The organism is Nocardia sp. FBN12 (genome assembly GCF_050320175.1).
Classification (GTDB): domain Bacteria; phylum Actinomycetota; class Actinomycetes; order Mycobacteriales; family Mycobacteriaceae; genus Nocardia.
Genome location: NZ_CP190048.1, coordinates 6579874 through 6605327, shown reverse-complemented (window position 1 = coordinate 6605327; position 25454 = coordinate 6579874). Strand labels below are relative to the sequence as shown.

Below are 25454 nucleotides of genomic sequence, written 5' to 3'. Positions count from 1 at the left end.
ACTCTGGCGCTGTGAACGAAAGTCCGGGGGTTGCCGAGCAGGTCGAGCCGCCTGTTCCCGCGCGAAGTGCGGAACCGAGCTCCATCTCTTTCGAACAGAATTCCGACCGACAACGACGCTGGCTCACCGCCGCGATCGCGTTGTTCGTGTTCTCCGCCGCCGTCGCGCTGTTCGCGCACTGGTGGCACGGCTTCATCGACCTGCAGGTGTACCGCAACGGCGCGCGCGTGTGGCTCGACGGCGGCGACCTCTACGGTCCGATGCCGCCGGTCCACGGGCTGGGTCTGCCGTTCACCTATCCCCCGCTGGCCGCGATGTTCTTCGTGCCACTGGCGTTGATGCCGTTGGTGGCGGCCGAGGTCGTGGTGCTGGTGACCTCACTGGCGAGCCTGGGGATCGCGCTGTGGCTGGTGCTGGTTCGCGTGCGTCCCGAGCTCGACCGGATCGCGGTACTCACCGTGTTGATCGCCGGGCTCGGCCTCGCGCAGTACCTCGAGCCGATCCGCCAGACCGTCAATTTCGGCCAGATCAACCTGATCCTGATGGCCGCGGTCACCCTCGACATTCTCGTGCGCAAGCCGTTCTGGCCGCGCGGGATGCTGATCGGCATCGCGGTGTCGATCAAGCTGATTCCGGCCGGGTACCTGCTGTATTTCCTGCTCCGCCGGGATTGGAAGGCCGCGGCCACCATGGTCGTCTCGGCCGCGGGCGCGATCGGCGTCGGGTTCCTGCTGTTCCCGAAGGACTCGGTCGAATACTGGTTCCACACCGTCTCCGACACCGACCGCATCGGCACGCCCTACTTCGCCGGCAACCAGTCGATCAAGGGCACGCTGTTCCGTCTCGGCCTGGACGAATCACTGGCGACGGGCCTGTGGATCGGCCTGTCGGCGCTGACGATCGCGCTGGCCGCGGTGTGGATGTACCGCCTGATCGGCGCGGGTAACGACGTCGGCGCGCTACTGGTGAACGCGGCCGCGGTGCTGTTGGTCTCGCCGGTGTCGTGGTCGCATCACTGGGTCTGGGTGGCGCCCGCCCTGGTCGTGGCCGTCAGCCTCGCCGATCGCCGCCGCTCGCGCGCCTTCACCACCCTCGTCGCCCTGTTCACGGTGATGTTCATCATCGGCCCGCAGTGGGTGCTGCCCCATTCGGGCGACAAGGAACTCGCCTGGGCCTGGTGGCAGCAGATCATCGGCAGTAGCTACGTGTGGGCCACCTTCGCCGTGATCGCCTACGCGGCGATCACCTATCGCCCCGTCCGGAAGCCCTCGGCGGCAACCGAACTCGCGACTGCCTGATCGCCGCGACCGACGGCGAGCGCGCTGCGTACCGCGCCCGACCCGCCGCGACGAGCGCGCTGAGTGCCGCGCGCTCGACCCGCAGCCAAGTCCTCCGAGCGCAGGCCCAGCCGAGCTGATTCCGGGTTGGAGCGCGGCTCGTCGTACCGGGGTCAGTCCGTCGCTTCGGGCGTCAGGAAGGCGGCGAGAGCGGAGGCGTAAGCGGGGACATCGGCGGCCCCCATGAGTTCGCGGCACGAGTGCATGGCGAGCTGAGGTGCGCCGACGTCGACGGTCGACATGCCCGTGCGGGCGGCCGTCATCGGGCCGATGGTCGAGCCGCACGGCAGATCGGCGCGGTGGACGTAGCGCTGCAGCGGCACCTCCGCCTGCGCGCAGGCGAGCGCGAACGCACCCGCACCCGCCGCGTCAGTGGCGTAGCGCAGGTTCTGGTTCACCTTGAGTACCGGCCCACCGCCGACCTCGATGCGATGCGCAGGCTCGTGCCGGTCCGGGTAGTTCGGATGTGTCGCGTGCGCCATATCGCCGGAGGCGACCACCGAACCCGCAAGCGCGGCAAGGTAATCCGCACGCCCACCACCGCGTGCCAGCACGATCCGCTCCAGCACCGCGGGCAGCAGATCCGATTGCGCCCCACGATCGGACTGGCTCCCGACCTCCTCGTGGTCGAACATCACCAGTACCGCCGTCGCCGCACCCGGCTCGTCGGCGGCCGCGAGAAACGCCTGCAATCCGGCGTAGCAAGTCCCCTGATTGTCGAGCCGCGGCGCGCTCACCAGATCGAGATCGCGACCGACGATCGTGCTCGACGCGAGGTCGTGCGTCATGAGTTCCCAGCCGAGCACGTCGGCACCGTCGACCTCGGCTCGCTCGGCCACGAAGTCCAGGAACGAGGCGGGTGCGTCGCCGATCCCCCAGATCGCGTTCACGTGCCGCTGCGGGTCGAGGGTGACCCCGCGCCGATCCTCGGACAGGTGGATCGCCAGTTGCGGCACCCGCAGGATCGGCTCGTCGATCCGCACCAGCACGTCGCGCATTCGCGCGCCCTCGCGCACACTGAGCCGCCCCGAGAGCCCAAGTTCCCGATCGAGCCAGGAGTTCAGCCAGGCCCCGCCGTACGGCTCGAGTCCGACGAGCTGCCAGCCTGCGCCCGCCAGATCGGGATGCTGCTTCACCCGCAGGTTGGGACTGTCGGTGTGCGCGCCGACCACCCGGAACGGGGCCGCGGGTACCGCGTCGTAATCGGCCCACGCGATCAGCGAACCACCGCGCACCACATAGTGTTTCCCGCCCGCGTCGTCCCACGCCGACGCCTCGGTCAACGGCGTGAACCCGTTGCCGTCCAGCTCGGCCGCCACCGTCGCACACACATGGAACGGCGAGGGTGACGCATCGATGAAGGCACAGAGTCCGCTGGCCGTGGCCGCTGTCAAGGAAACGGGCATCCTGCGATCCTAGGCACGACACCGCGTACCGGCACCCCGCACCGGAATACCGGCGTGCGGATCAGTCGTCGCGTTCGGCGATCACCGCGAGCGCGGCCAGCAATTCGCCGTACCGGCGATTCCCTAATCGGGACCGCAGTTCTTCCTCGGCGAGCTTTTCCTGCGCGCGGATCCTGGCGACCAGCCTCGCGCCGAGACTGCTCAGTCCGATCAGGATCCGGCGCCGGTCGTCGGTGGCGGCGACCCGGAAGATCAGACCGCGTTCGGCCAGGTTGTCCGCGTGCCGGGTGGCCGAGGAGGGAGCCAGGCGCGCCTGGGCGGCCAGTTCCGACATCGTCATCCCGTCGTCGGTGGACAGCTGCGACAGGATCGCCCAATGGTCGGCGGTGAGGTTGTCAGCCGTCAGCGCCGCTTCGAGCCGACACACCCAGTTGCGCTCCGCGGAGCGCAGGGCGCCGTGCAGCGTGGAATACCCACTCGTGACCAACACTGATCGCATTCTCCACCTGCCGAGAAATTCATTCGAACAAACCCTGTTCGCGCTAGGCGATAGAGTACAGAGTGCCTAATTTCGGTCCTGGTCGGGATGAAACGATCGAGATTCTCTCGATCGTCCCCACGCAGGGCCCCGGTGGCATCATCGCGCCGTCGTGCACCGCCGCCATTTCCCTGGCTGTAGACGAGATCAATAGCGGCACAGGAATTCTCGGCCGCGAAATCCACCTCACCACCATCGACGGCGGCCGCGAACCACACGAGGTAGCCGCCGAGGTGGAGGCCTTTCTCGCCACCGGAATGGTCGGCGCGATCACCGGCTGGCACACCTCGGCGGTGCGCCGAGCAGTCGCCGACGCCGTCGACGCCCGCGTCCCCTATCTCTACGCCACCGATCACGAGGGCCTGCCCGACGAACGCCCCGGCGTCCTGCTGGTGGGTGAACATCCCGACCACCAAACAGTCCCCGCCGCCGCCTGGATGGCTCGCGAACTCGGCGTGCGCCGCTGGGCGGTCATCGGCAACGACTACATCTGGCCCCGGCGAACAGCTCGCGCGCTCCGTCGGTCCCTGCCGAACCCCTACGACATCATCGTCGAGCAGTACGTCCCACTCGGCACCACCGATTTCGGCGATTTCCTCGGCAACCCCACTCTCCTGCTGGCCGACGCAGTCCTGATCCTCATGGTCGGCGCCGACACCGCCCGCTTCAACCGCCAGTTCACCGCCACCGGACTCCCCACCGTCATGCCCCGCCTCAGCCCCGCGGTCGACGAGAACGTCCTACTCAGCGCGGGCCCATCGGCCAACACCAACCTCTACGTGGCCTCGAGCTTCTTCATCGACAACCACACCCCCGAGGGCCGCTCCCGCCAGGCCCGCTACCACCGCCACCATGGCCAATTCGCCCCCGCCCTGACAACTTTCAGCAACTCCACCTACGAAGCGATCCACCTGCTGAACACCCTGGCCGACACGACCGGCACCCTCGACGTGAACAAGATCACCGCCGCGGTGGAAACCGGCCTGGTGCTCGACGGACCAGCCACCCGCCGAGGTTTCCTCGGCAATCAAGCAGTCGGCCCCGCCCACATAGCCCAGGCGAACGGCATCGACTTCGACATCATCGACACCCTCCCCTGACCCCGCACCCCAAACCACACCTTCACCCCAGCCCGACCCCGCCATCCACAACCCACCCCACAACCACCCGCGCACCCAGCGCGTCCCCGTCTTCCACAACCCACCCAACCCAGCCACCGCACTCCCGACCCTTAGGTGTGTTGACCACGCAGGTTGGTAACGGCGTGGCGAGCTGACATGGCGAAGACCTCCGAGTGAGATGCGAGCTGTCTAAGGAACGCGTCTCTCAACGGAGGTCTTCAATGACACACCGTAATGCACCCCTGACCGAACTCGGCCGTCTACGACTAGCCCGCTGTGTCATCGACGACGGCTGGCCACTACGACGGGCAGCCGAACGATTCCAAGTCTCACCCACCACCGCCGCCCGCTGGGCCAACCGCTACCGCCACCACGGCATCGCGGCCATGTCCGACCGATCCTCACGCCCGCACCACTGCCCGAACCGGACCCCGACCCGCACCGAACGCCGCATCATCAAAATCCGTGTCCTACGCCGGTGGGGACCAGCACGGATCGCCTACCTACTCGGTTTGCATCCCTCCACCGTGCACCGGGTGTTGACACGCTACAAACTGGCCCGCCTGGCCTGGCTCGACCGCACCACCGGCACCCCGATCCGCCGCTACGAACACGACCACCCCGGCGACCTGGTCCATGTCGATATCAAAAAGCTGGGCAACATCCCCGACGGCGGCGGGGCCCGCGCGGTCGGGCAAAAACTCGGGCGCACCAACCGCACCCGGACCGCGGGCAAGACTCTCGACAGCCGTGGTCGCAGCCATCTGGGCTACAGCTATCTCCACAACGCCATCGATGACCATTCCCGCCTCGCCTACACCGAGATCCTGCCCAACGAACGCAAGGAAACCGCTGCCGGGTTCTGGCAACGAGCCCAGAAGTTCTTCTCCACCAACGGGATCACCGTCAAACGAGTCCTGACCGACAACGGTCCCTGCTACCGGTCCCGGCTCTGGGCCCAGACGATGACCGCGGCCTCGATCACCCATAAACGGACCCGCCCTTACCGGCCACAAACCAACGGCAAGGTCGAACGGTTCAACCGCACCCTTGTCGATGAATGGGCCTATGCCCGCGCTTACCGGTCAGAGACCGAACGCCGAGCCGCGTTCACCGAGTGGCTCCATACCTACAATCACCACCGAGCCCACACCGCACTCGGAGGACGTCCGCCAGCCAGCCGCGTCCCTAACCTCTCAGGTCAACACACTTAGGGAGGGACGGCCACGAAGTGGCCGGTCGCGGCCGGGTCGCCGGTTAGGCGCCGGTGCGTAGGCGACGAAGGAGCAAGCACCGGCGCCTAACCGGCGGCCCCTCGGGGCCGCGACTCGAGCGCGCCAGCGCTCCAATAAACACAGCCAGCGCCTCCAGGACTACTAAAACCCCAGTTCTCAGGCCCCGACAAAACTATCGATAACCGAGAAAAACATCCCCAACCCATCATCACTAGGCCCAGTCAAAGCCTCAGTAGCGTGCTCAGGATGCGGCATCAACCCAACAACCCGGCCGTTAGCCGACGAGATCCCAGCAATCCCACGCTGCGACCCATTCGGATTGCCACCCGAATACCGAAAAACCACCCGACCTTCGCCCTCGAGCTCATCCAGCACCTTCTCCGAAGCCTGGAACCGCCCCTCACCCGACTTCAACGGAACAAGGATCTGCGCACCCGACTCATACCGCGAACTCCACGCGGTATCGGTCGCCTCGACCGTCAACCACTCGTCCCGGCAGATGAAGTGCAGCCCCTCGTTCCGAGTCAGCGCACCCGGCAGCAGCCCGGCCTCACACAGCACCTGGAATCCATTACAGATGCCGAGCACCGGCAGACCCTGCCCGGCCGCGCGAACGACCTCGCCCATCACCGGCGCGAACCGCGCGATAGCGCCGCACCGCAGGTAGTCCCCGTAGGAGAACCCACCGGGCACGATCACCGCGTCGACACCCTTGATATCGGCGTCGGCATGCCACAGGCTCACAGCCTCGGCGCCGGCCAGCCGCACCGCGCGAGCCGCATCGACATCGTCGAGCGTGCCCGGGAAGGTAATTACGCCAATACGCGCGCTCACGAGACCCGAACGACCTTCCAGTCCTCGATCACCGTGTTCGCCAGCAGCGCCTCGGCGATCTGCTCGAGCTGAGCGTCCGACACACTGTCGTCCACCTCGAGCTCGAATCGCTTGCCCTGCCGCACATCCGAGATTCCGGCGAATCCCAGACGCGGGAGCGCGCCGACCACGGCCTGTCCCTGGGGGTCCAGAATCTCGGCCTTCGGCATGACCTCGACCACGACTCGTGCCACGCGTTGCTCCTCAAGTGGTGTGGGGGGTTACCTCGGAAATCTTAGTTGACCGGGCCGTCGTGCCCGCGTTCCGGGGTCGCGGCGGCTTAGCATCGGGTATGCGCATCGCCCACTTCGGTCATTCCTGCATCCTCGTGGAACTGCACGGCGTGAAAGTACTGTTCGACCCCGGCACCTTCGCGCACGGGTTCGAGGGCATCACCGGCTTGGACGCGATCGCGGTGACCCACCAGCATCCCGACCACATCGACCCGAACCGGATCGGTGACCTCATCGAGAACAATCCCACCGCCCGCCTGCTGTCCGACCCGCAGACCGCGCAGCAGCGCAGCGAGGGCTGGGAGCCGGTGTCGGCCGGCCAGGTGCTCGATATCGGCGACTTGCAGATCACCGGCGGCGGTGGCAGGCACGCGGTGATCCACCCGGAGATCCCGGTGGTCGACAACACCGTCTTCCAGCTCGGCACCGAGGCCGACCCCGCCCAGCTGGTCCACCCCGGTGACTCGCTATGGGTGCCGCCGGTCCCGGTGGGCGTGCTCGCGATCCCCGCCGTCGCCCCGTGGATGCGCATCGCGGAGGCCGTCGACTACCTGCGCGCCGTCAATCCGCGCACCGCGGTACCCATCCACCACGGCATCATCACCCCGTCGGCCCAGGGCATCTACTTCGGCAGGCTGACCGAAATGGCCCCGGCAGGCACCGAGTTCCGCGTCATCGAACCCGAGGACCAGGGCCAGTTCTGATCAGCGATAGCTGTTCAAGAACAATGCCTCGGCCAGGGCCATGTGCTCGATCTCGCTGGGGTCGACGCTCTCGTTGGGCGCGTGGATCAGGCATTTCGGCTCTTCGACGCCGATCAGCATGATCTCGGCGTTCGGATAGGTGTCGGCGAAGACATTGCACAGCGGGATCGACCCGCCCTGGCCCTCGGTGGTCACCTCGCGGCCGTAGGAGGCCGCCATCGCCTGCTCCATCGCCGCTCGAGCAGGCCCCTGCGTGGACGCGACGAACGGTTCGCCGAGCGCCTCGACCTCGATATCGATCTCGGCGTTCCACGGCACGTGCGCGCGCAGGTGCTTTTCCAGCAGGTCATAGGCCTGTTTGGGCTCGGTGCCCGGCGGGATGCGCAGGTTGAGCCTGGCCCTGGTGCTCGGCTGGATCGCCGCCGACGAGCCGACCACAGCGGGCACATCCATCCCGAGCACCGTGAGCGCGGGCCGCGCCCACACCATGTCGGAGACGGTGCCGCTGCCGAGCAGATCGACGCCGTCGAGCACACTCGCGTCGGCGCGGAAGTCCGCGACCGGATACTGCACACCGGTCCACTTCTGGTCGCCGGTGAGCCCGTCGATGGTGGTGTTGCCGTCTTTGTCCCGCAGCGACGACAACAGCTGGATCATCGCGGCGAGCGCGTCGGGCGCCGGTCCGCCGAACATGCCCGAGTGCATCGGACCCGCCATCGTCTTCACGGTGACGACGACATTCACGTTCCCGCGCAGCGTCTGGGTGAACGTGGGCACGCCGACCGCGAAATTGCCGCAGTCGGCGACCAGGATCACGTCGGCGCTCAGCAGATCGGGATTGGCGACGACGAACTTCTCCAACCCGCCCGTGCCCTGCTCCTCCGAACCCTCCGACACCACTTTGATGCCGATCGGGAAGTCCGGTCCGATCGCCCGCAGCGCCGTCAGATGGGTGACGATATTGCCCTTGCAGTCCGCCGATCCGCGCCCGAACCAGCGGCCGTCCTTGTCGGTCAGCGTCCACACCGGGGTCTCCCACGCGGCGTCGTCGAGCGGGGGCTGCACGTCGTAGTGGCAGTACAGCAGCACCGTCGGCGTTCCGGGCGGCCCCGGCTTGTGCCCGACCACCGCGTTGCTGCCGTCGGGAGTCTCGTGCAGTCCGACCTCGGTCAGCCCGGCCGCTTCGAAGGCGTCTGCCACCCACTGCGCGGTCTGCGCACACCCTTCCGGCGGGAACTGGCGCGGGTCGGCGACGGATTTCATCGAAACGAGCTGGGCCAGATCCTTTTTCGCCTGGCCCATCAGCCCGGAGACCTTGCCGCGCAGCGCCGTCACATCTTCGGTCATCTCTTCGCGCCTCACTTCGTGGTGTCGTCGAGCTTCAGGGTGTCGAGATGAGAAAGGTAGTCCTGCAATCGATCTGGGCAATAGGTGGCGATCGTGAGCGCCACCGCGTGGGTGGTGTCGCGCGGGCCGATCACCGGTCGCTGTCCTGGACCGGCCGCACCGTTGGTGATCGAGGCCTGATATTTCGCCTTGATCATCGGCGAACTCGGGTCCTGGCAGACCGACCCACCGTCGTCGCCGAGCGCGTTGGCGATCACGCTGGGCTCGGGCGCGGGCAGTCCGGCGGCCACCAGATTGTTGTGCAGCTCTTGGGCTTTCGCGTTCGCCTGCGTGTTCTCGCGGATCGCGGAGAAGGTGAACAGCCCGATCAGCGCGAACACCACGAGCAGCACACCTGCGGTGAGATAGATCCACCGCCGCTTGTGGTCGGGAGCGTCTCCGGTGGTCATGCCTGCGCCCCTTCCGGTACGTCGAGTTTCCAGCTGTCCCTGCGATTTCGGTAGAACAGATACGGAATCAGCAGACCGACGATGCCCATGCCGCCACCCACGATGAGCACATACACCCACGGGCTGCCCGCGCCGAATTGGGACGGCGGCACGAAGCCGATCGTGAACGCGGCGATCGAGGACAGGGCGCCGAGCGCGCACAGCGCCATCAAGGCGGGCGCCCGGTAACCGCGCGGATGGTCCGGATCGTCCCTGCGCAGCTTCGCGGCCGCGGCGAACATCAGCACGTACATGATCAGGTACACCTGTGTGGTGATCACCGACAGAATCCAGTACGCGCTGGAGACATTGGGGATGAACGCGTAGAGCAGCGCGATCAGCGTGGTGAACACACCTTGCGCCACCAGCATGTTCTGCTGCACGCCGTGCTTGTTGAGCCGGGTCAGGATCGGCGGCAGATACCCTTCGCTGCGCCCGATCAGCAACAGGCCCTTGGACGGTCCGGCCAGCCAGGTGAGCATGCCGCCGAGCGCGGCGGCCACCAGTGCGATGCCGATGATCGGGGTGAGGAAACCGATTCCGAAGTGGCCGAAGAAGGCATCGAAGGCCTGCATCACCCCCGCGGTAAGACTCAGGCTGGCCGACGGAACCACCCAGCTGATCGCCAGCGCGGGCAGGACGAAGATCACCAGCACCAGCGCCATCGCGAGAAACATCGCCTTGGGGAATTCCTTGGCAGGGTTCTTCAGCGACGACACATGCACCGCGTTCATCTCCATGCCCGCATAGGAGAGGAAATTGTTCACGATCAGCACCAGGCTCGCCAAGCCGGCCCATGCGGGCAGCAGATGCGACGAATCCATCGGAGCCGCAGACGGATTGCCCTGCGCGAGAAACACCAGGCCGAGCACGACCAGCAGAGTGCCGGGAATCAACGTGCCGATGACCAAACCCATACTCGACAGTCCCGCAACAGTTTTAGTGCCCTGCGAGGATACGTACACTCCCGCCCAATAGACGGTGATGATCACGATCGCCACATACAGGCCATTGGAAGCCAGCGACGGATGAATGATGTACGCGAAAGTGCTTGCCACATAAGCGAGCAGGCTCGGATAGTAGAAGATCGTCATGGCGAACTGGCACCAGACGGCAAGGAATCCGAGCGGCTTACTCAATCCCTCACTCACCCATTGATACACCCCGCCCTGCCATCCCGACGCGAGTTCCGCGGCGACCAGCGAGGTCGGCATCAGGAACAGTATCGCGGGAATGACATAGAGGAATACACAGGCCAACCCGTACACGGCCATCGTCGGCGCCGATCGCAGACTGGCCACCGAACTCGTTGTCATCAACGCCAATGTCACCCAGGACATATATTTCGTCGTTGTCGCGACTTTCGTCGCCGTGCCCGTCATCAGCGCTGCCTCCTGCTGCGTTTACACAACTAGCGGAAACCACTCGATCAACTGATGAATGATAAATCGCGCAGGGAGGTATCGAGGCCACCGCCGCGCGCCGATCGCCAGTACGCGCGGCGGCGGTGGCCGGGTCAGGCAGCTCTGGCCTCGGTATGAGGCTCCCAGCGGTACACGTCGCTGCGGGCACCGTGGTAGAGCGCCAGGTCGACCGCGTCGAGCATGGCCTGGCGCGGACCCGACCGCTGCAACTGCGCCGCCGACACCGCCAACCGCAGCACCCCGCCGCGCCGGGCGGTGCGCGCGGCGCCCATCACCAGCGCCCGGCACCACCACGGCTCGGCCCGGAATCCCTCGCCGATCCCGTACACCCGAGCGCGCTGGGCCACATCACGTTCCAGGTCGAGCATGCTGGTGAGCCCGAACGCCATCCGGAAACCCACGTCGGGCAACGCGGCCAGCGCACCGGCGGAGGCATCCCAGCGCGGCGCGGCGAACAGCCGGGTGCGCAACTCCACCCGTTCCATCACCCGATCAGCGGCCTTGAGCCGCAGTGTCGCCTCGTGCCGCGGCAGATCCGCGAACTCGGCGCGCCGCGCCTTGGTGGCGGCCTGGTCGTAGCCGTGCAGCACGATCGCGTCACCTTCGTGGCGCCGCCCGCGCAGCCACGATTGCGTCGCCGGATCGTCGACCAGCCGGTATTTGCCCTTCAACCGAGGCGCCACCAGCAACGACAGCCGCACGGCCCGCGCGTCCATCTCCGCGGCGAACTCGATCGCGGCGTCGCGAGTCGTATCCCGGATCCCCGACACCGAAACGATCAACTCAGCGTTCATGCACCTAACAGTGACAGCCGCAGGTGACACCCGAGTGCTACACCGATGACACCCGAACGAATTCGCATCTTCCGGCGGCCGGCGCCGCGGGTTCTACTCCTACGCGTCGGCGAGGCCCACTCGGTCCAGGACCCAGGCGTACTCGAAGCCGACTTCCTTCCACTTCTCGTAGCGGCCACTCACGCCGCCGTGGCCTGCGGTCATCTCCGTTTTGAGCAGCACCTCGTTGGCACCGGTCTTGGTGGCGCGCAGTTTGGCGACCCACTTGGCCGGTTCCACGTAGAGCACGCGGGTGTCGTTGAGGCTGGTGATCGCCAGGATGGCCGGGTAGTCCTTGGCTTCGACGTTCTCGTAGGGCGAGTACGACTTCATGTACTCGTAGACTTCCTTGTCCGCCAAGGGGTTTCCCCACTCGTCCCACTCGATCACCGTCAGCGGCAGCGACGGGTCGAGGATGGAGGTGAGGGGGTCGACGAAGGGGACGTTGGCGAGGATGCCGGTGAACAGCTCGGGCGCCAGATTGGCGACGGCGCCCATCAGGAGGCCGCCCGCGCTGCCGCCGTCGGCGATCAGGCGGTCCGGGGCGGTGGCGCCGCTGTCGATGAGATGTCTTGCGCAGGAGACGAAGTCGGTGAAGGTGTTCTTCTTAAGTAGCGTCTTGCCGTGCTCGTACCAGAGCCTGCCCATCTCGCCGCCACCGCGCACATGCGCCACCGCGAACACCATGCCGCGATCGAGCAGCGACAGCCGCGAGACCGAGAACGACGGATCGATGCTGGCCTCGTAGGAGCCGTACCCGTACAGCAGCACGGGTTTCGGCCCCTCGGGCAGCCCGCTGCGCTTGATGATCGAGATCGGAATCCGGGTGCCGTCGGCGGCGACCGCCCAATCACGATGCTGCTCATAGTCATTGGCGTCGTACCCGCCGAGCACCGGTTGCTCTTTGCGCAGCAGCAGCTCGCCGGTGGCAGGCACGTAGTCGAACACCTGCATCGGCGTGATGAACGAGGTGACCCCGACGCGCAGCGTCGGCTGCTCCCACTCCGGGCTCGAACCCGCGCCCGCGGAGAACAATTCGAGGCCGAAGTCGAGTTCGGTCAGCTCGCCGAAGCCCGCCGGCGTGAGCGGCCACACCGACAGGCGGGGCAGCGCGTCGCGCCGGTAGCTGAGCACCAGGTGGTTGGCGAAGGCGTCGATGTCCTCGAGCCGCACGTCCTCGCGATGCCCGATCAGCGTCGTCATGTCGGAGGGATCGGTGGCGGGCGCGACGGCGAGCACGAAGTTCTCCGCCTTCGCCCCGTCGACCACATCGTTGTGCAGGATCAGGAACTTGTCCTCGCCCGCGATCACCGCGTGCTCGGCCGAGTACTCCACGCCTTCGCGGCGCGGCAGCAGCACCCGGAACTCGCCCTCGGGGTTCTCCGATTCCAGGACCCAGCCCTCGGTGGTGATCTTGGAACCGAGCCAGATCATCAGGTACTTCTCGGAGCGGGTCGCGCCGACGCTCACCCAGTAGCGCTCGTCGTCCTCGTGGAACACGGTCACGTCGGCGTCGGAGCCGGTGCCGACGCGGTGGCGCCACACGGTGTCGGGCCGCCAGGACTCGTCGACGGTCTGATAGAAGATGTGCGTGCCGTCCAGCGACCAGGTCGCCCCCGGCGCCGCGCCCGCGACCTCGTCGGGCAGCAGCTCACCGGTGCGCAGGTCCTTGATCCGCAACGTATAGCGCTCGTCGCCGGAACTGTCGACCGAGTAGGCCAGCAGGTTGCCGTCGTGGCTCAGCGAGAACGCGCCGAGTGCGAAGAAGTCCAGGCCCTCGGCGAGGATGTTGCTGTCGAGCAGCACCTGCTCACCCTCGATCGCCGAGCCCACCTCCAGCTGCGGCGGCGTCCACGCGTCGATGCCCTCGGCGTTCGCGTCGACGGGACAGCGGCAGTGCACGCCGTACTGTTTGCCCTCGAAACTGCGCGAGTAATACCAGTAGTCGCCCAGCCGCGTCGGCACCGAAAGGTCGGTTTCCTGCGTCCTGGCTTTGATCTCGTCGAAGATCTTGTCCCGGAGGGGCTGCAACTGGTCGGTCTGCGCCGCTGTGAAGGCGTTCTCGGCCTCCAAATAGGCGATGACCTCGGGATCTTCCTTATCCCGCAGCCACTCGTAGTCGTCGACGAACGTATCGCCGTGATGCGCCCGCGCGAAGGGCACCTTCTTCGCGATCGGCGCCGACACCGTCTCATTCTCGCCAGGCATGGGTCCACCGTAGCCGGACCTCTCCGGCCGGGCCCGCCAACTCGGCTGCGAGCCGACTTGGCGAATCATTCGACATCTGGTCAGCCCGCGCCGCGCCGCGCCATCGAGGCCCCGACTCAATTCAACGGGCACCGACCCCGTCGATGCCTACAATTGCCTTCCTGGATACCAGTCGACCAGCGGAAAGGCACATTGTGACCGATCTGAACGGAAAGACAGTGGTTATCACCGGCGCGGCACGCGGCATCGGAGCCGAGACGGCCCGCCAGGCCGTCGCCGCAGGCGCCAACGTCGTAATCGCCGATGTGCTGGCGGAAGAGGGCGCAGCGACGGCAGCAGACCTCGGAGACCGGGCCCGGTTCACCGAGCTCGACGTCACCTCCGAAGAACAGTGGGGCGCCGCGATCGCGTTGGCGAAGCGCGAATTCGGCACCGTCACCGGACTGGTCAACAACGCGGGCATTTCCACCGGACAGCCCTTTGATACCGAAACACTCGAGCATTTCCGAAAAGTGGTGGAGATCAATCTAGTCGGCGTTTTTCTCGGCATGCGAGCGGTGGTGCCCGAGCTGAAATCGGCCGGCGGGGGTTCGATTGTCAATATCTCTTCCGCTGCGGGTCTCATGGGCCTCGCGTTCACCGGGAGCTACGGCGCGACGAAGTGGGGCGTCCGGGGACTGACCAAGGTCGCCGCGGTCGAAAACGGGACCGAGAACATCCGAGTGAACTCCGTTCACCCCGGTATGACCTTCACCCCGATGACCTCCGGAACCGGAATCCGAGAAGGCGGGGGCAACTACCCGAACACCCCGATGGGCAGGGTCGGGGAACCTGCCGAGATCGCCGGGGCGGTCGTGTTCCTGCTGTCCGACGCCGCCTCCTACATCACGGGCGCGGAGCTGGCGGTGGACGGCGGGTGGACCGCCGGTCCGACCGTCAAGTACGTCATGGGCCAATAGCTGCCGGCTCAGGCCCCCAGAGCCGGACCGATAGTCGGCCACGAGGCGTGCAGTGCGTCCTGCCAGTAGGACCAGGAGTGCGTGCCCACCGGGTGGTAGTCGATCTTGGCGCCGATGCCCGCGGCGCGCAGCCGCTGGTCGAACGCCACCATGCAGGTGTTGACGCCCAATTCGATGGGTCCGCCGAGGAAGATGTTCTCGGCCAGTGTCGGCTTGAGTTCGGCCTCGTGCGGGCCGGGGATCCCGGTGCCGGTGGACATGTACAGCGCCTTGCCGCGCAGTCCGTCGAGCATCAGTGCCGGATCGTGCGCGGCCCACTCGGGACTGCCGGGCGCACCCCACATATTGCCGGGATTGCCACCCCGGTTGACGATCGAGAACATCATCGCGCCCGCGGCCATCGCGATGTCCGGGCACGCGCTGTAACCGGCGACGGCGCGGTAGAGGCCGGGGTGGCGCACGGCCAGGATGTAGGCCGCGTTGCCGCCCATCGACAGCCCGCCGATGCCGTTCACGCCGTTGCCGTTGAAGTGCCCGTCGATCAAGCCGGGCAGCTCCTGGGTGAGGAACGTTTCCCACTTGTACCGGCCGAAACGCGGATCATCGGCGATCCAGTCGGTGTAGTAGCTGGCCTGGCCGCCCATCGGCAGCACCACGTTCACATTCTTGCCGCGGAAGAAGGCCTCGGCGTCGGTGGCGTTGGTCCAGGTGCTCTGGCCGATGCCGGGGTCGAGCCCGTCGAGCAGGTAGTACGTGCCGCGCGAGCCGCCGCCCGCCGGGTGCAGGACCTGCAGATCGATATTGCGGCCCATCGCGGGCGAGGTGACCGTGATCGCGGTCCGGTGCGGAGTCATCTCACGCACCCCGACGATCTCGGCGGCCGACGCCGTCGCCGGGTGCACCACCGCCGGTCCGATCAACGCGAGAGCAATAGCCAGCACTGAAGCAGCAACACCTGTACGACGCACGATCTACCCTCCATAACCGCATGCCAATGACAGTCCAAAGTAACCCACAGGTGAACAAACTGGAAGCATTCGGCGTTTCGGGCGTTTCTCCAGCAAACTCCACGGTTTGCAATGCCCGCTTCGCCCGGAAATTCAGCGGGTGAGCGCGCCCCGGATCGAACCGGCCAGGTAATCGAGGTCCGCTCGGGCGGGCGAGGTGGGCCGCGCGCGCAGGCCGAAGCCGTCACCGGGCGTGCGCGGGATCACGTGCAGGTGCACATGGAACACCTCCTGCCCGGCCGTCACCCCGTCGGCGAGAAAGAAATTCACCCCATCGGCCGCCACTTCACTGCTGCGCAGCGCGGCCGCGATCTGCTGCCCGACCTGAAAGAGCTTGCCGCCCAACGCGGGATCGAGATCGGCCAGACTCGGCGCGGGCACCTTGGGCACCACCAGGACGTGCCCCGGCGTCACAGGACGAATATCCATGAAGGCCAGCACTTCGTCGTCCTCGTAAACCTTCGAGGCGGGGGCGAGCCCGGCGATGATGTCGGCGAAGATCGTGTACGGATTCACCCGCACACGGTATCGGCCTCGACGCACAAAAGCCCGCCACCTGCGCCGGAAAAGCGGCAGGGGCGGGCTGATTCGCACGGGTCTACAGGATCGGCGACGGCGAGTAGCGCGCGGCTTCCGGATTCGCCTCGACCAGCTTCTGCACCTGCGCGACCACCTCGGACACCTGATCCGAAGCCGCCCCGATGAACGCGGCCTTGTCGGCGAGCGCCGCGTCAAGGCCGGCGCGGTCGAGCGGCATCCGATCGTCGGCAGCGAGACGATCCAGCAGATCGGGTTCGCGGCCCTGCTCGCGCATGGCCAGCGCCACCGCCACCGCGTGCTCCTTGATGACCTCGTGCGCGGTCTCGCGGCCGACGCCCGCACGCACCGCCGCCATCAGGATGCGGGTGGTCGCCAGGAACGGCAGGTACCGGTCGAGCTCACGCGAGACCACCGCCGGGTAGGCGCCGAACTCGGCGAGCACCGTCAGGAAGGTCTCCATCTGCCCGTCGATGGCGAAGAACGCGTCCGGCAGCGCGACGCGGCGCACCACCGAGCAGAACACGTCGCCCTCGTTCCACTGCGCCCCCGCCAGCTCGGCCGCCATCGAGCCGTAGCCGCGCAAGATCACCTGCAGGCCGTTCACCCGCTCGCACGAGCGCGTGTTCATCTTGTGCGGCATCGCCGACGACCCGACCTGGCCCGGCTGGAAACCCTCGGTGACCAGCTCGTGCCCGGCCATCAGCCGAATCGTGTGCGCGAACGACGACGGCCCGGCACCCAGCTGCACCAGCGCGGACAGCACATCGTGATCGAGCGAGCGCGGGTACACCTGGCCCACGCTCGTGAACACGTTCGCGAAGCCGAGGTGTGTGGCCACCTGCTGCTCGAGGGCCGCGAGCTTGTTCGCGTCACCGTCGAGCAGGTCGAGCATGTCCTGGGCGGTGCCCATCGGGCCCTTGATCCCGCGCAGCGGGTAGCGGTCGATCAGGTCGCGCATCCGCGCGAGACCGACCAGCATCTCGTCGGCGGCGGAGGCGAAGCGTTTGCCCAGTGTGGTGGCCTGCGCGGCGACATTGTGCGAGCGCCCGGCCATCACCAGGGTCTGGTACTCGGCGGCCCGCTCGGCCAGCCGCGCCGCGATCGCGATGCCGTGCTTGTAGACGTGCTCGAGGGAGAGCCGGATCTGCAGCTGCTCGACGTTCTCGGTGAGGTCGCGGCTGGTCATGCCCTTGTGCACGTGCTCGTGCCCGGCGAGGGCGTTGAACTCCTCGATGCGCGCCTTCACGTCATGGCGGGTGACCCGCTCACGCTCGGCGATCGAGGCCAGGTCCACCTGGTCGATGACGCGTTCATAATCCTCGACAACCCCTGCGGGGACATCGATTCCGAGTTCGGCCTGCGCGCGCAGCACCTCCAGCCACAGCCTGCGCTCGAGCACGATCTTGTTCTCGGGCGACCAGAGCGCGACGAGCTCCGGGCTGGCGTATCGGGTGGCGAGGACATTCGGGACGAGGCTCACGAGCACTCAGTCTAATTGCCGCACCCGTTCGGCCTGGGAGGGCATCACGTTCGGGACCACGGGCGGGGCGACGATATCGATCATTTCGAGCAGACCGGCCCTGGCGGGTCGACGTGGTTCGGGGTGGCCTTCGATCAGCGCGGCGACCACCGCACCGTCGACGACGGCAACCATCCTGCGTAACTGCTCGGGGCGCACCACTCGGTCGGAGCGGCGCAGCACGTCGGCGAGCAGTTCTTCGAGCTGCGTGCGTAGTCGGAGCTGGACCTCACGTAACTCGGGATGACGGGCCGACGCCACGGAACGCTCGTAGCGGGCGATGAGCTGGCCGCGGGCGTCGAGGTCGCCGTCGTCGGGGCCGACGAGCACGTCGAGCACGAGCTCGACCGTCGCCTCGGTGCCGCGCCTGCGATGGCTGACCTCGCCGACCCGGCGGCGCATCGCGTCGAGTTCGATCGCGCCGCTGAACTCGACGGCGCGGGCGATCAGATCTTCCAGTGATGCGAAGTAGTAGGTGGTCGACGCGAGCGGAAGATCGGCTCGCGAGGCCACCGAACGATGTCGTACGGCGTCGAATCCGCCCTCGAGCAACAGCTCGGCCGCCGCCGCCACCAGAGCCTGACGACGTCGTTCGCCTTTCGGAGTCGTTGCGGTGGTCACCGTGCAGGAGTGCCAGTCATCATCAGTTCAACCGTGCGCAATCGTCATCGGGGAAACACTGGGAATTCGGGATAACTGAGTTTTACCGTATCCCGGCACAGATGTGTTCGTACTAGGCAAAGTTGTTGTCGCACATCACTGTTGACACGACATCGGATCACCCCTTCAAGAACCGCCCCAGACGCTCCAGAGCTGCGGCGATGTCGTCTGTGGCACCTGCGAAGGAAAAACGGACCGTGTGGTTTCCATTCGTGGTGTCGAAATCGAGTCCGGGAGCCAGTGCGACGCCGGTTTCGGTGAGTACCTCGGCGCACCAGGCCCGAGAATTATCGGTCAAATGACCAATATCGGCGTAGGCGTAGAAGGCGCCGTCGGCCGGCGCGAGATCGGTGATTCCGATCGCGGGCAAACCCTCCGATAGCAACGACCGGTTGCGCGCGTACCGGCGGACATGCCCGTCCAGTTCATCCTTGGCTTCCGGCCCGAACGCGTGCACGGCCGCGTACTGCGAGATCGCGGGCGGGCACACCGTCATATTCGACGCCAGCCGTTGCAGCGCCGGGCGCAGGTCGGCCGGTGCCAGCATCCAGCCGAGCCGCCAGCCGGTCATCGAGAAGTATTTCGACACCGAACCGATCACCACCGATTCGCGGGAGAACTCCCACGCCGAGGAGGTCGGCGTGCTCGCGCCCGCGTAGGTGATGCCGTGGTAGATCTCGTCGGAGATCAGCAGCGTGCCGTGCCGCTCACACCAGCGGGCCAGCGCGGCGAGTTCGGTGGGGTCGATCATCGTGCCGGTCGGGTTGGCCGGACTGGCCACCACCAGGCCCTTCGGTGGCTCGGGCATGGCCTCGAGCATCGCGACGGTCGGCTGGAATCTGGTCTGCGGGCCGCAGTCCAGTTCGACGACCTCGCAGCCGAGCGCGGACAGCGTGTTGCGGTAGGCGGGATAGCCGGGGCGCGCCACCACCACGGTGTCACCCGCGTCGAAGGCGGCGAGGAAGATCAGCGTGAACGCACCCGACGACCCGGTCGTCACCACCACCTCGTCCGGGTGCACGTCGTAGCCGTAGGTCTCGCTGTGATGGCCCGCGATCGCCTCGCGCAGCGGCAGAATGCCGAATGTCTCGGTGTAGCCGAGCAATTCGTGATCGATAGCCGCCCTGGTCGCCCGCAGGACCGGCGCGGGCGCCTGCGTCGAGGGCTGCCCCGCCGCGAGTACCAGCACATCCCCGTGCGACCTGGCGCGTTCAGCTGCCGCCTTCCACACATCCATGACGTAGAAAGGGGCAATGGCCGACCGGCGCGATTCTCTGGACACCCGAGAGACGGTAGAGCACCCGATTGTGGGTGTTCACAGATATGGTCGGCACAATGGCTCCGACAGCGAATACGCAGCCACCGACGCGACCACTGTGGGTGCGTCGGGGCAGGGGCGCGGGGGCGGGATGAAGCGGACACGGACGGCGCGGGATGTGCGGGTGGGCACCCCCGAGCGCAGCGTTGACACCGAATCGGTGACGGCCGGACAGCACCCGATCGACACCTCGCGACAAGACCCCGTCGAATCGGCGCGATCCGGTGACACCGAGAAACGCCGGGCCGTCAGCGTGAACGGCCGGATCCTGCAGGCGAATTGGCGGGAGCAGTTGCCGTCGAAGGTCGCGACGCGCGATCGGATGGCCGAGTGGGCGGCGCGGTATCCGGTGGTCGGGGAGATCGCCGGTGAGCTGCGCAGTGGTGAGGTGCGCAAGGTTTTCTGGCGGCGGCCCAAGGCGCAGGCAGAGGGGCTGTGGGCGCGGCGGCCGAGTCGCGAGCGGGTGCGTCAGGTGCTGGTCGAGCGGCGGGTACTCATCGCCGGAATGGTCGCGGTGGCGGTGTTCGTCGCTGCCGACGGACAGTTCGGCGGCGTCGTCGACGGGCCCCCACTCGCACCCGGCGAAGCGATCCACGTGGCGATCGCCTATCCCCCGCAACTGCTCCCCAACCCGCAATCGGCGACCCGCATGCTCAATGCCATCGACGCGGGTGAGAAGCGTCGCGAGGCACACGTGGTCGCCGCGGCGGCCCGCGCCACCCTCGAACGCGCGAAAGCGGAGGCAGCGGCCGCGGCCTCGGGTGAATGGCAGGACTGGATGGGCCAGCGCGCCCCGGTGGTTCCCGGTGCGATGGTCCCCGGATCGACTCCCTCGGTCGGCGGGTTCAGCCTGCCCGCGAAGGGCGCGTTCACGTCCGGTTTCGGCTCCCGCTGGGGCACCATGCACCGCGGCATCGACATCGCGGGCCCCATCGGCAGCCCCATCTACGCCGTGGCCGACGGGACCGTGGTCGAGGCGGGCCCGGCCCAGGGCTTCGGCCTGTGGGTCCGTATCCGCCACGACGACGGCACCATCAGCATCTACGGCCACATGTACGACTTCTTCGTCTCCCAGGGCGAGCGCGTCCCCGCCGGAATGCAGATCGCCCGCATCGGCAATCGCGGCGATTCGACCGGCCCGCACCTGCACTTCGAGATCGTGCAGAACGGTCAGCATGTGGACCCACAGGCCTGGTTGGCCGTGCACGGGCTACAACTGACATAGCCCGGCGCGGGAACGCGAACTACTTCGCGACGGTATTCCGTTCCGGCACAACAACTTCGGTCGCACCGATGTCGGTACGGAAGTGGCTGCCCGCCAACTTGATTCCGGCCAGCCGGGCGTAGGCGCGCTCCCTGGCCTGCGCGAGATCCGCACCGACACCGACCACATTCAGCACGCGACCACCCGCCGACACCAGCGCCTTGTCTTCGCGCTGCCCCGTACCGGCATGCAGCACAAGGGTTTCGCCCTCGAGCGCACTGTCTTCGGCACCGGTGATCACGTCGCCGGTGCGGGGGCGGGCCGGGTAGTTCTCGGCGGCCAGCACGACGGTGATCGCCGAACCGTCCTTCCAGCGCGGTGCGGCTACCTCGGCGAGCCGCCCGGTCGCGGTGGCGTGCAGGAGTTCGGCGAACGGGCTGTCGAGCAGTGCCAGCACCGCCTGGGTCTCGGGATCGCCGAAGCGGCAATTGAATTCGACGACTGCCGGGCCGTTCGTGCCGATCGCCAGCCCCGCGTACAGCAGGCCGGAGAACGAGCTGCCCCGCGCGACGAGTTCGGCGGCGACCGGCTTCACCACGTCTTCGACGATCTCGTTCAGCGTCTCCGCGGGCAGCCACGGCAGCGGAGTGTAGGCGCCCATGCCGCCGGTGTTCGGGCCCGCGTCGCCGTCGCCGACGCGCTTGTGGTCCTGCGCGGGCAGCAGCGGGATCACGGTTTCGCCGTCGACCAGGCAGAACAGCGAGACCTCTGGGCCATCCAGGAATGACTCGAGCAGCACCGGGTGACCTTGTTCGAGCAGTTCGGCGCCGTGGTCGCGGGCCGCGTGCCGGTCGGCGGTCACCACCACACCCTTGCCCGCGGCGAGCCCGTCGTCCTTGACGACCCAGGTCGGGCCGAAGCGATCCAGCGCCGCGTCCAGCTCGGCCGGGCTGTCGACGATCTCGCTGTGCGCGGTGCGCACCCCGGCCACCGACATCACATCTTTGGCGAACGCCTTCGACCCTTCGATCCGCGCCGCGTCGGCCGACGGGCCGAACACCGGGAACCCCGCCGCGCGCACGACATCGGCGACACCGAGCACGAGCGGCACCTCGGGACCGATCACCACCAGGTCAGCGGCCGTTTCGGCAGCGAGAGCGGCGACGTCTTCGCCGGAGCAGGGGTCGACCGGGCGTAGCTCGGCGTGCTGGCCGATGCCGGGGTTGCCCGGAGCGGCGATCACCGCCGTCACGGACGGATCCCGGCGCAGCGCCAGGACGAGGGCATGTTCACGGGCTCCGGAACCGATGACGAGTACGCGCACGGCCTCAGATTAGTCGCGCACTGCGCGCACCTTGCGCACGCCCCTGACCGCGCACTTCGCACATCGCGAACCGATACACCGTTGCGCTACCTCGGGAGCAACCATCAGCCGGAGCCCTCGCACCCCGGGTTCGATTGCGCCACAATGGAACCAGGTGCGGCACGGCAGCCGCCACCGAAACGGGGAGCACATCATGGGCCTGCTCGACGGGATGATGGGCAATGCCGGTCGCATAGATCCGGCCGCCGCTCAGCAGGAGTACGCGAAGCTGTTCGGCCAGGGCGAGCAGGTGTACGCCGCGTTCATCCTGGTGCGCGACGCCATGCTGTTCACCAACCGCCGCCTGATCATGGTCGACAAACAGGGCGTCACGGGCCGCAAAGTGAGCTACCACAGCATCCCCTACCGTTCGATCAGCCACTTCGCCGTCGAAACCGCGGGCACCTTCGACCTCGACGCCGAGCTCTACATCTGGATCGGCAGCGGCGACGAGCCGGTCAAGCAGCGTTTCAACCGTCAGGTCGACATCTACGAGGTGCAGGGCATCCTGTCGCATTTCGTGTCGATCTAGCTACGCTCAGCGGTATGGCATCCGTCTTCAGCGCGATCATCGCAGGTCAGATCCCCGGTCGCTTCGTCTGGGAAGACGACGAGTTCGTCGCCTTCCTCACCATCGCCCCCGTCACCCAGGGTCACACCCTCGTCGTCCCGCGCGCGGAGATCGACCAGTGGCAAGACGTTGATCCCGCCACGACGGCCACGATGATGGGCGTCGCCCAGAAGATCGGCCAGGCCGTCCGCGTCGCCTTCGACGCGCCACGCGCCGGCCTGCTGATCGCCGGCCTCGAGGTCCCCCACTTGCACACCCACGTCTTCCCCGCCTACTCGATGGGCGATTTCGACATCTCCGGCGCCAACACCGACCCCACCCCCGAATCCCTCGACGAGGCCCAGACCAAGATCAAGTCCGCCCTGCGCGACCTCGGCTACGGAGCCAACGTCCCCGCCTGATTACCTGCCGATGGAACCGGAGCGGCCCGGGGACGCCCGCGGCCGCAGTCGGTGAGCGTCATTCACCCCGGCGAGCGAGTCGGGCGGCGACCACCGGGATGACGATCGCGGCGGCGACGAGGTGGGTGAGCATCAGGGTGAGCTTGGTTTCGACCGCGGCGTTCACGAATACATCGGGGACCAGCGACAAAGCGGTCAGTGCGATCGTGGTTCGGACGAAGACGGTGCGGGGATTTCCGGCCCACTTGCGCAGGGCGGCGGCCAAGAGGATGCCGATCGCGGCGAAGATCAGGGTGAGCTGGGCGAATCCGGCGAGTGGGATCTGCTGACCTTCGATGGCGAGGGAAACGCCGGCTGCGTGAGCTACAGCGGCGACGGCCGTGGTCGCCGCCGCGGCTACGACGGCTGCCGCGGCGGCGGGACGCCAGAACGCGGAACTGCTACGGACGGTGGATGCGGCGTAAGTAGTCATGTCGGACTCCTGTGTGGTGTGGCGGCCTGTTGCCGCCGCTCATCAGTTCCACGAACAGGACCGGCCGAATACGACAGGTCGCGGCGAAGTTCTTTCAACCCCACGGACACGGTTCGGCGCCGGTATCGACGAGCTCCCTTGTTCTTTCGCCCAGGAAACGATGTACTGGGCTCCGGTTCGTTCCTATCGGAAGGTTTCGCCCATGCGTTCGACCGTCGGACTCATCACCATCGTCGCCATTTCGCTACTCGGTGCGGGAACAGCGTCGGCGGAGGTGCGCGAGGCGAAAGTTCAGTGCCTCGGTTCGAACGCGAACTTCCACCTGTACCCGTTCTACCTGTCCCTCGTGGCAACCTCGTCGGACGACCGACCGGGCACCATCTCGATCCAGCCGCGCGCGGAGTCGATGTTCGGCCCGTTCGGCTACCACGCCACCGTCAACTGGACCAACCTCGACACCGGCGAATCCGGCGTCGCCGCCCAGAACGGCACCGTCGGCGGCAATATGCCCAGCTTCGACGTACACACCGGGTGGGGCACGGTCCGCCTGACCGGTGCGGTCGGCACCTCCGGTCTTTCCGCGGGCCAGACCATGAACTGCTCCGGCGCGGACCTCTACGTACCGTAGCGCTCGTCAGCCGATGAACACTCCGCTTCTGCACCAACGCTTTCCACACCTGCGCGAAACCCTGCCGCATATCGGACTCGGCTCCGGCCCGACACCGGTGCGCCGACTCGATGCGCTGCCTGCCGGTGGCGCGCCGGTCTGGCTCAAAGACGACTGCGCATTCGGTGACGGCGGGTGGGGTGGCAACAAAGTCCGCAAGCTGGAATGGATTCTCCCCGACGCACATCGGCGCGGCTCCCGGACCATCCTGACCGTCGGCGGATTGGGGACGAACTGGGGCCTGGCCGTCGCCCTGTACGCACGCGACCACGGACTCCGCACCGCTCTCGCTCTCGTCGACCAGCCTGTGGATGAGCACGTCCGCGCACAGCTGAGCCGACTCGAGAACAGCGGCGCCGCGATACATTTCACGCATTCGAAGACGCGGACCATCCTCGCCGCGCCGATGCTGTTCGCCCGGCACACCAGCGGTAGGCATCTGCCCTACTACCTGCCACCCGGCGGATCCTCGCCGATCGGGGTCCTCGGATACCTCGAGGCCGCGCTCGAACTGGCCGGACAGGTACACCGCGGGGAGCTGCCCGAGCCCACCCACCTCGTGACCGCCGTCGGATCCGGCGGGACGATCGCGGGGCTGCAACTCGGTTTGCGGATGGCAGGCTTGACGACCCGAGCAGTGGGTGTCGTAGTCAACGACACGCTGCGGCTTGACTCAGCGACGATTACCCGGCTCGCCCACCGCACCGTGCGACTGCTATGTCAGCGAGGCGCGGACCTGTCCGATCTCGAACCGCGAGTCGAGGACATCGACATCGTCATCGACTGGCTCGGCAGCGGCTACGGCCACCCCATGCCGGAAGGCGAACGCGCCCAGACTTTGTCGGCCGAGCGCGAGGGCCTACACCTCGAACCCGTCTACACCGCCAAGGCCATGGCGGCGCTGCTGGCGATGAACGAGCAGGGCACGTTCGGCGACGGCCCCGTCCTCTTCCTCAACACGAACGGACCGCGCTGACCGAGCTTCCGCCCGCCGACGACGCCCACAGTGCGCCATCCCCGCAGGAC

The 25454-nt window shown here is 67.2% G+C and carries 26 protein-coding genes; 10 read left to right on the top strand and 16 right to left on the bottom strand.

What is annotated here, in order from left to right; all coding sequences use genetic code 11:
* Positions 1-11 precede the first annotated feature (11 nt).
* Positions 12-1298 (top strand): glycosyltransferase 87 family protein, encoded by a 1287-nt coding sequence (locus tag ACQHI0_RS31185; protein ID WP_427905307.1) that lies wholly within the window; start codon positions 12-14, stop codon positions 1296-1298.
* A 152-nt stretch (positions 1299-1450) separates the two neighbouring features.
* Here the strand turns inward: ACQHI0_RS31185 and ACQHI0_RS31180 are convergent, their stop codons facing one another.
* The gene (locus ACQHI0_RS31180; RefSeq protein ID WP_427905306.1) at positions 1451-2743 is read right to left on the bottom strand and encodes a M18 family aminopeptidase; all 1293 of its coding nucleotides are present in this window, start codon (positions 2741-2743) and stop codon (positions 1451-1453) included.
* Positions 2744-2804: 61 nt separating this feature from the next.
* Positions 2805-3233 carry a MarR family winged helix-turn-helix transcriptional regulator gene (locus ACQHI0_RS31175; RefSeq protein WP_427905305.1) on the bottom strand — a complete coding sequence of 143 codons (429 nt, stop codon included), beginning with the start codon at positions 3231-3233 and terminating at the stop codon, positions 2805-2807.
* Positions 3234-3304: 71 nt separating this feature from the next.
* On the opposite strand from ACQHI0_RS31175, the gene ACQHI0_RS31170 reads away from it, so the two are divergent.
* Positions 3305-4381, top strand: coding sequence for a substrate-binding domain-containing protein (locus ACQHI0_RS31170; protein WP_427905304.1), 1077 nt, complete (start codon positions 3305-3307; stop codon positions 4379-4381).
* 242 nt (positions 4382-4623) lie between these two features.
* Positions 4624-5616, top strand: a complete 993-nt coding sequence (locus tag ACQHI0_RS31165; protein ID WP_427903337.1) for an IS481 family transposase — start codon at positions 4624-4626, stop codon at positions 5614-5616.
* A gap of 177 nt (positions 5617-5793) precedes the next feature.
* On the opposite strand, the gene purQ is transcribed toward ACQHI0_RS31165, so the two are convergent.
* A complete protein-coding gene (gene purQ / locus ACQHI0_RS31160; protein WP_427905303.1) occupies positions 5794-6471 on the bottom strand; it encodes a phosphoribosylformylglycinamidine synthase subunit PurQ in 678 nt (225 codons plus the stop codon).
* Positions 6468-6704, bottom strand: a complete 237-nt coding sequence (gene purS / locus ACQHI0_RS31155) for a phosphoribosylformylglycinamidine synthase subunit PurS (RefSeq protein WP_056818769.1) — start codon at positions 6702-6704, stop codon at positions 6468-6470. The genes purQ and purS overlap by 4 nt, the downstream gene beginning before the upstream one ends.
* 98 nt (positions 6705-6802) lie before the next feature.
* Between purS and ACQHI0_RS31150 the strand changes: the two genes are divergently transcribed.
* Entirely contained in the window at positions 6803-7447 is a 645-nt protein-coding gene (locus ACQHI0_RS31150) for an MBL fold metallo-hydrolase (RefSeq protein ID WP_427905302.1), read from the top strand.
* Here the strand turns inward: ACQHI0_RS31150 and ACQHI0_RS31145 are convergent, their stop codons facing one another.
* The 5 genes from ACQHI0_RS31145 to ACQHI0_RS31125 all read right to left on the bottom strand — a co-directional run bounded on the left by ACQHI0_RS31145 (position 7448) and on the right by ACQHI0_RS31125 (position 13747).
* Positions 7448-8794: a dipeptidase gene (locus ACQHI0_RS31145; protein WP_427905301.1), complete on the bottom strand. Its 1347-nt coding sequence runs from the start codon at positions 8792-8794 to the stop codon at positions 7448-7450. It lies immediately after the preceding gene.
* Between the two features lie 11 nt (positions 8795-8805).
* Positions 8806-9243: a hypothetical protein gene (locus ACQHI0_RS31140; protein WP_427905300.1), complete on the bottom strand. Its 438-nt coding sequence runs from the start codon at positions 9241-9243 to the stop codon at positions 8806-8808.
* A complete protein-coding gene (locus ACQHI0_RS31135; RefSeq protein WP_427905299.1) occupies positions 9240-10664 on the bottom strand; it encodes an APC family permease in 1425 nt (474 codons plus the stop codon). Before ACQHI0_RS31135 ends, ACQHI0_RS31140 begins: the two co-directional genes overlap by 4 nt.
* A 134-nt stretch (positions 10665-10798) precedes the next feature.
* On the bottom strand, positions 10799-11500 hold the full coding sequence (locus ACQHI0_RS31130; protein WP_427905298.1) for a DUF2334 domain-containing protein: 702 nt from the start codon (positions 11498-11500) through the stop codon (positions 10799-10801).
* 99 nt (positions 11501-11599) lie between these two features.
* Positions 11600-13747 (bottom strand): S9 family peptidase, encoded by a 2148-nt coding sequence (locus ACQHI0_RS31125; protein WP_427905297.1) that lies wholly within the window; start codon positions 13745-13747, stop codon positions 11600-11602.
* A 143-nt stretch (positions 13748-13890) separates the two neighbouring features.
* Here ACQHI0_RS31125 and ACQHI0_RS31120 point away from each other — a divergent pair, with 143 nt between their 5' ends.
* On the top strand, positions 13891-14706 hold the full coding sequence (locus tag ACQHI0_RS31120; protein WP_427905296.1) for a glucose 1-dehydrogenase: 816 nt from the start codon (positions 13891-13893) through the stop codon (positions 14704-14706).
* Positions 14707-14714: 8 nt separating this feature from the next.
* Here ACQHI0_RS31120 and ACQHI0_RS31115 read toward each other — a convergent pair whose 3' ends face one another.
* The 5 genes from ACQHI0_RS31115 to ACQHI0_RS31095 form a co-directional block, all read right to left on the bottom strand.
* Positions 14715-15647, bottom strand: a complete 933-nt coding sequence (locus ACQHI0_RS31115; RefSeq protein ID WP_427905295.1) for an alpha/beta hydrolase — start codon at positions 15645-15647, stop codon at positions 14715-14717.
* A gap of 159 nt (positions 15648-15806) precedes the next feature.
* Positions 15807-16229, bottom strand: a complete 423-nt coding sequence (locus ACQHI0_RS31110; protein WP_427905294.1) for an HIT family protein — start codon at positions 16227-16229, stop codon at positions 15807-15809.
* Positions 16230-16311: 82 nt separating this feature from the next.
* The gene (gene purB, locus ACQHI0_RS31105) at positions 16312-17733 is read right to left on the bottom strand and encodes an adenylosuccinate lyase (RefSeq protein WP_427905293.1); all 1422 of its coding nucleotides are present in this window, start codon (positions 17731-17733) and stop codon (positions 16312-16314) included.
* A 6-nt stretch (positions 17734-17739) separates the two neighbouring features.
* A complete protein-coding gene (locus ACQHI0_RS31100) occupies positions 17740-18393 on the bottom strand; it encodes a TetR/AcrR family transcriptional regulator (protein WP_427905292.1) in 654 nt (217 codons plus the stop codon).
* 157 nt (positions 18394-18550) lie between these two features.
* On the bottom strand, positions 18551-19714 hold the full coding sequence (locus ACQHI0_RS31095; RefSeq protein ID WP_427905291.1) for a pyridoxal phosphate-dependent aminotransferase: 1164 nt from the start codon (positions 19712-19714) through the stop codon (positions 18551-18553).
* 127 nt (positions 19715-19841) lie between these two features.
* Between ACQHI0_RS31095 and ACQHI0_RS31090 the strand changes: the two genes are divergently transcribed.
* Positions 19842-20975 carry a M23 family metallopeptidase gene (locus tag ACQHI0_RS31090; RefSeq protein WP_427905290.1) on the top strand — a complete coding sequence of 378 codons (1134 nt, stop codon included), beginning with the start codon at positions 19842-19844 and terminating at the stop codon, positions 20973-20975.
* A gap of 19 nt (positions 20976-20994) precedes the next feature.
* Here the strand turns inward: ACQHI0_RS31090 and purD are convergent, their stop codons facing one another.
* Positions 20995-22278: a phosphoribosylamine--glycine ligase gene (purD, locus tag ACQHI0_RS31085; protein WP_427905289.1), complete on the bottom strand. Its 1284-nt coding sequence runs from the start codon at positions 22276-22278 to the stop codon at positions 20995-20997.
* Positions 22279-22471: 193 nt separating this feature from the next.
* Here purD and ACQHI0_RS31080 point away from each other — a divergent pair, with 193 nt between their 5' ends.
* Both ACQHI0_RS31080 and ACQHI0_RS31075 read left to right on the top strand, forming a co-directional pair.
* Positions 22472-22849 (top strand): PH domain-containing protein, encoded by a 378-nt coding sequence (locus ACQHI0_RS31080; RefSeq protein ID WP_378966914.1) that lies wholly within the window; start codon positions 22472-22474, stop codon positions 22847-22849.
* 14 nt (positions 22850-22863) lie between these two features.
* Positions 22864-23289 (top strand): HIT family protein, encoded by a 426-nt coding sequence (locus tag ACQHI0_RS31075; RefSeq protein ID WP_427905288.1) that lies wholly within the window; start codon positions 22864-22866, stop codon positions 23287-23289.
* Positions 23290-23347: 58 nt separating this feature from the next.
* On the opposite strand, the gene ACQHI0_RS31070 is transcribed toward ACQHI0_RS31075, so the two are convergent.
* Positions 23348-23761 (bottom strand): DUF6069 family protein, encoded by a 414-nt coding sequence (locus ACQHI0_RS31070; protein ID WP_427905287.1) that lies wholly within the window; start codon positions 23759-23761, stop codon positions 23348-23350.
* A 202-nt stretch (positions 23762-23963) separates the two neighbouring features.
* Between ACQHI0_RS31070 and ACQHI0_RS31065 the strand changes: the two genes are divergently transcribed.
* Positions 23964-24389, top strand: a complete 426-nt coding sequence (locus tag ACQHI0_RS31065; protein WP_427905286.1) for a hypothetical protein — start codon at positions 23964-23966, stop codon at positions 24387-24389.
* A 13-nt stretch (positions 24390-24402) separates the two neighbouring features.
* On the top strand, positions 24403-25404 hold the full coding sequence (locus ACQHI0_RS31060) for a 1-aminocyclopropane-1-carboxylate deaminase/D-cysteine desulfhydrase (protein WP_427905285.1): 1002 nt from the start codon (positions 24403-24405) through the stop codon (positions 25402-25404).
* Positions 25405-25454: the final 50 nt, after the last annotated feature.